This is a genomic window from Phyllobacterium sp., assembly GCF_037994425.1.
Classification (GTDB): domain Bacteria; phylum Pseudomonadota; class Alphaproteobacteria; order Rhizobiales; family Rhizobiaceae; genus Phyllobacterium.
The window spans coordinates 1-4,903 of sequence record NZ_JBBNAM010000246.1; the positions used below are offsets into that span (position 1 = coordinate 1).

Genomic DNA, 4,903 nt, shown 5'->3' on the forward strand with positions numbered 1-4,903 from the left:
TCACACCGATCAGCGGGGTGAACACGACCGCGACAACCCACGAAACGACGAGTGAAACCGCGATGACGACGAAGAGCGTAAAGGTGAACTCGCCCGCGTTGCTCTTGTTGAAGGCGACGGGGATGAAGCCCGCGACGGTCACCAGCGTTCCGGTTAGCATCGGGAAGGCCGTGGATGTGTAGACGTATGTGGCGGCTTTCGTGAGACTGTCGCCCATTTCCAGTCGCGCCACCATCATCTCGACGGCGATCATGGCGTCGTCGACGAGAAGGCCGAGCGCGATGATCAGCGCTCCGAGCGAGATGCGCTGCAGCGAAATGCCTGTGTAGAGCATGACCATGAAGGTGATGGCGAGAACCAGCGGAATCGCGATCGCCACCACCAGGCCCGCCCTCATCCCGAGGCTGATGAAACTGATCGCGAGTACGATCGCGACCGCCTCGAACAGGGCCTTCGTGAAGCCTCCAACGGCCTCGTCGACAACTTTTGGCTGGTCGGATACCTTTTCGACGGAAACGCCGACCGGAAGATCCTCGATGATTTTGGTCATCGTCTTCTCAAGCGTCTCCCCGAAGGCGAGCAGATTGCCGCCCGTCTTCATGCCAATAGCGAGCCCGATGGCCGGCTTTCCGTTGAAGCGGAAGAGCGAAGTCGGCGGATCGACGTAGCCGCGGGTGATCGTGGCGACATCCGTCAGCGGGAAGAAGCGGTCGTTTACCCGAAGATTGATCCCACGCAGGGTCTCTTCGGAAATGAACCGACCCCCGACCCGCAATGCGACCCGCTCCGGTCCGGTTTCCACGAAGCCGGACTGGGTGACGGCATTCTGCGCCTGCAGTGTGGCGATGATGGCAGCGCGGTCGATGCCGAGGGCGGCGATCTTGCGGGTGGAGAATTCCAGATAGATCACCTCGTCCTGAGCCCCGACGATGTCGACCTTGCCGACGTCGGGGATCTTGAGGATCTGCGTCCGGGCGTTCTCGGCGTAGTCGCGCAGTTCCCTCTGGCTGAGTCCGCTGTCGCCCGTGAAGGCGAAGATATTGCCGTACACGTCGCCGAACTGGTCATCGAAGAAGGGTCCGACAACGCCTTGCGGAAACTCGTGCCTAATGTCGTCTACCAGGTTTCGGACCCGCGACCAGGTGGGTTTCACGTCCCGCGCATTCGTTTCCGGCAGCAGATCGACGAAGACGGTCGTCTGACCAGCCGTCGTGATGCTGCGCGTGTGTTCGAGATTGTCGAGTTCCTGCAGCTTCTTTTCGATGCGGTCGGTAACCTGTTGTGTCACTTCCGCAGCCGAAGCGCCGGGCCATTGCGCCTGGATGACCATCGTCTTGATTGTGAACGACGGATCTTCCTCGCGGCCGAGTCCGAAATAGGCAAAGACGCCCGCCACCGCGAACATGATCATGAAATACCAGACGAGGGAACGATGCTCGAGCGCCCAGTCCGAAAGGTTGAATTTTTTCACGGGCGTGGCTCCTGTGCGAGTTTCACTTTCTGTCCATCGCTGAGTTCACCGACTCCGGCGATGACGATCTCCTCCCCCTCGCGCAGACCCGATTGCACCGTGACGGAACGGGCGTCGGATGCCGGAGCATCGATCGCAACCTCCCTGAGAGTCACCCGGGCTTTGGAGCGATCCAGAACCCAGACCTGGCTGGCACCGCCTTCATGGCGGAGGGCTGACAGGGGCAGCGCGATTGCCTCCTTCTTTTCCCCGACGAGCGGTGAAGCGGTGACCACGGCGCCGAGGCGAAAGATGTCCGGAGCACGATCGATGGCGATCTTCAGCCGGTAGGTTCGGGTATTCGGATCGGCCTGAGGCGCGATCTCGCGGACGACGCCAACGGCTCGAACCCTGCTGTCGAGCTGCAGGGCGACCTTAAAGCGGTCGTCCAGGCGAATATTGCTGAACTGCGCCTCCGGAACGTCGACGACAACGTCCCGCTGCTCGAGGCGTGCCAGCTTCACGACAGGCTGGCCGGCCGAGACGGTCTGGCCCATTTCTGCGGACGTGGCGGTGACGACGCCATCGAACTCGGCTCTCAGCTCGGAGTAGCCAAGTTGCTCATTCGCCTTGGCAAGGCTCGCCGTTGCTCTGGCAGCATTGGCGTTAGCCGACCGGAGCTGCTGTTCAGCAAGATCGTGATCGGAAATGCTGGCTGCATTGTTCTGGACGAGCCTTCGCTTGCGCGTTTCGGTCGTCGCCGCATTGTCGAGCTCCGCCTGGGCGTTGCGCAGATCGGCTTCCGCGCTCCTGACTGCGAGCTGCAGACTGAGAGGATCGATCTTCGCAAGGACATCGCCCTTGTGGACAAGGTCGCCGACATCGACGTTGCGAGACACCATCCGCCCGAGCGTCCGGAACGCCAGATCGGTCTCGATGCGGGCTCGCACGACGCCGGGCAAGCTTGGCGCTTTGTCCTGTACAGCCGCAGCCGTGACGACTTTGACAGGACGGGGGGTCGCCTCCTCTCCTGCGGATGGGTCCTGATCGCAGCCTGCAAGCAGCGACACCGAAAGAAGAAACGGGAGAGAGGTGCATATGCGATAGAGGTCCATCTCACTTGCCTTCCCAGGCGACTGCCTGGCCTTCCTTGAGGAACTTTCCGCCTTCGATGACGATCAGATCATGCGTGGCGACGCCTTGGGTGACGACGAAATCGCTCTGGCGGTATCGGCCGATCGATATCTTGCGGAGCGAAACGGAATGGTTTTGGGTATTGACCCGCCACACGGCGGGTTCGCCTTCTGCTGATGCAATCGCGGTGTAGGGCAGCACGATCCCGTCGCGCTGCGTGGCCCGCAGCTTGCCCACCACGGGCGCGCCGAGCGGCCATCGCGCTGCCTCCTGCAGACCGACCTTGATCCGAATCGTGCCGTTCTTCCCGTCGATCACGGGAGAAACTTCGCGTATGCCGGCGTGCACGTTGCGCGCGGCATCGGAGACTGGCGCGACCTCGACGTCGTTCAGGGGTCGTCCGTCGAGGAAGAACGCCTCGAAGACGTCGAACACCGCATCCCGCGGTCCGTCATGGGCGAGTGTGAAGGCCGACTGCGCTGCTGATACGACCTGCCCGGCTTCGACGCCGCGCGCCGTGATGATGCCGTCGGCATCGGCTTTCAACTCGGTGTAGGATAGCGCATCCTTGGCCGTCGCAAGCGCGGCCTCCGCGGCTTCGAGGGAAGCCTGTGCGCTCAGCAGCTCCTTCTGCGCATTGTCAAAGACCGCCCGCGGAATCGCCTGCGACTGCAGGAGCGACCTCGCCCGGTTGTAGGCGAGCGTCCTCTCGGCAAGGACGGCCTGGGCCGACCCGCGAGCAGCTCGGGCGACGCTGACGTCCGCTTGTTGTTCCGTGTCGTTGAGCCGCGCAAGGACGTCGCCCGCCCTGACATGCGATCCCACCTCCACCCTTCTCTCGAGAACCCTACCGCTGATACGAAAGGAGAGCTCGGTCTGGATCCGTGCCTTCACCTCGCCGGTGATTTCCGCGCCCTGCTGATAATGAGCCGCCGACGCCGCAATGATTCGGACCTGCTGCGGCGGTGGCGCCACGTCAGCTTTGTCGTCGCAGGCGGCAAGAACTGCGCAGGCGAGACCAATTCCCACCAATCGAAAGGACTGCATTTTTGCTCCGGTACGGTTTGAGTCCACGAGAGGAGCCAGGATGTCCGGCAACTCCAATTTGACGAGTTTTTCGGGGCATGCCCTATGTTGACAGCGACCACTTAAGGTGCAGAGTGGGCAATGTCAACATTCTCGACAAAAAAAGTTGACAGGAGCAACTTGCAAATCTAAATGAACGAGTATGGCCAAAGACATTTCCACCCAAGAACTGCGCCCATATCACCACGGCGACCTTCACAGGGCGATCGTCGAGGCCGCACTGGACGTCCTTAGCGAATCCCAGAGCACGGAGTTTTCGCTTCGGGAGCTCGCTCGTCGCGCAGGTGTCAGTCACAACGCCCCCTACAAGCACTTCGCCGACAAGCGCGAATTGCTGGCCGCCGTCTCGGCAGTTGGGTTTGAACTGCTGGCAAAGCGCATGGCCGAAGCGACAAGCGAGCTCGACAGTCCTCGTCAGAGGCTCGCAGCCATGGCGCGCGCATATGTCTGCGGCGGCGTCGGCAATCCGGCGCTCTACAGATTAATGTTCGGCGGTTTTCTTGGCGGACAGGACGAAAGCCGTCCGGTGATCGAACGAACCGCGGCTCACGCCATGAAAGCTCTGATAGTGAGCGCGATCTCCGACGGTGCTCTCGGGCGCCGGATTGCAGACACTGAGCCAACCACCCGCACGATCGATGGGGCCATCCTCGTTTTCTGGTCCCAGATGCACGGTCTGACCCTGCTGCTGGTCGATCGCCTCGTCGGTCCCGGCGACAAGATGGAGGAGCTGACCGAGAATGTCCTGCAGGCGATGCTGGAAGGTCTCGTGAACAGCATTCCCAAAGTGCCCGAAGGCGTCTGGGTAGGCCCCCCGCTCGCGGGCTAGAAGCGTCCGCGACGAGCCTGATTGAGAGGAGGTCCGTCAACTTTCCCTGGCCGTGATCGACCCAAATAGGAGAATTTTCGTGGAGGCATACATTTCTGCCCTGACAGGCCTCGCCGGGGTCGCAATTGGCGGTCTGGCCTCGTTCGCCACCGCCTGGATGACGCATCGGTCACAGGTGAGGGAAAAGCATCGCGAGGCGGAGGTCGCCAAGCGCGAGAGGCTGTTTTCGGATTTCATCGCCGAAGCCACGAGGCTCTATGGTGATGCATTGAGTCATCAGAAGGACGACGTCTCCGATCTCGTTCTGCTTTATGCACTGGTCGCTCAGATGCGTCTGATCTCGTCCCGAACAGTTATAGATGCCGCGGAGCTGGCAATGGAAAGGATTGTCGATACCTATCTGA

At 61.4% G+C, this 4,903-nt stretch carries 4 protein-coding genes and 1 pseudogene; 2 read left to right on the plus strand and 3 right to left on the minus strand.

Annotation, left to right across the window (positions count from 1 at the left end):
• From AAAB35_RS17120 to AAAB35_RS17130, 3 genes are all read right to left on the minus strand, one after another.
• Positions 1–1,471, minus strand: a 1,471-nt coding sequence (locus tag AAAB35_RS17120) for an efflux RND transporter permease subunit (RefSeq protein ID WP_340669492.1), incomplete at its 3' end; no start/stop codon positions are given.
• Positions 1,468–2,565, minus strand: a complete 1,098-nt coding sequence (locus AAAB35_RS17125) for an efflux RND transporter periplasmic adaptor subunit (RefSeq protein ID WP_340669493.1) — start codon at positions 2,563–2,565, stop codon at positions 1,468–1,470. The genes AAAB35_RS17125 and AAAB35_RS17120, both read right to left, overlap by 4 nt.
• Before the next feature lies 1 nt (position 2,566).
• Positions 2,567–3,631 (minus strand): efflux RND transporter periplasmic adaptor subunit, encoded by a 1,065-nt coding sequence (locus AAAB35_RS17130; protein WP_340651810.1) that lies wholly within the window; start codon positions 3,629–3,631, stop codon positions 2,567–2,569.
• A 181-nt stretch (positions 3,632–3,812) separates the two neighbouring features.
• On the opposite strand from AAAB35_RS17130, the gene AAAB35_RS17135 reads away from it, so the two are divergent.
• Positions 3,813–4,499 carry a TetR/AcrR family transcriptional regulator gene (locus AAAB35_RS17135; RefSeq protein ID WP_113113505.1) on the plus strand — a complete coding sequence of 229 codons (687 nt, stop codon included), beginning with the start codon at positions 3,813–3,815 and terminating at the stop codon, positions 4,497–4,499.
• A 79-nt stretch (positions 4,500–4,578) separates the two neighbouring features.
• Positions 4,579–4,903, plus strand: a pseudogene (locus tag AAAB35_RS17140) (hypothetical protein); the annotation flags it as partial.

Bases quoted from the DNA above. Each gene is read 5' to 3' on its own strand.
- AAAB35_RS17125 (WP_340669493.1), bottom strand. From the start codon at position 2,565: ATGGACCTCTATCGCATATGCACCTCTCTCCCGTTTCTTCTTTCGGTG.
- AAAB35_RS17135 (WP_113113505.1), top strand. From the start codon at position 3,813: ATGGCCAAAGACATTTCCACCCAAGAACTGCGCCCATATCACCACGGC.
- AAAB35_RS17130 (WP_340651810.1), bottom strand. From the start codon at position 3,631: ATGCAGTCCTTTCGATTGGTGGGAATTGGTCTCGCCTGCGCAGTTCTT.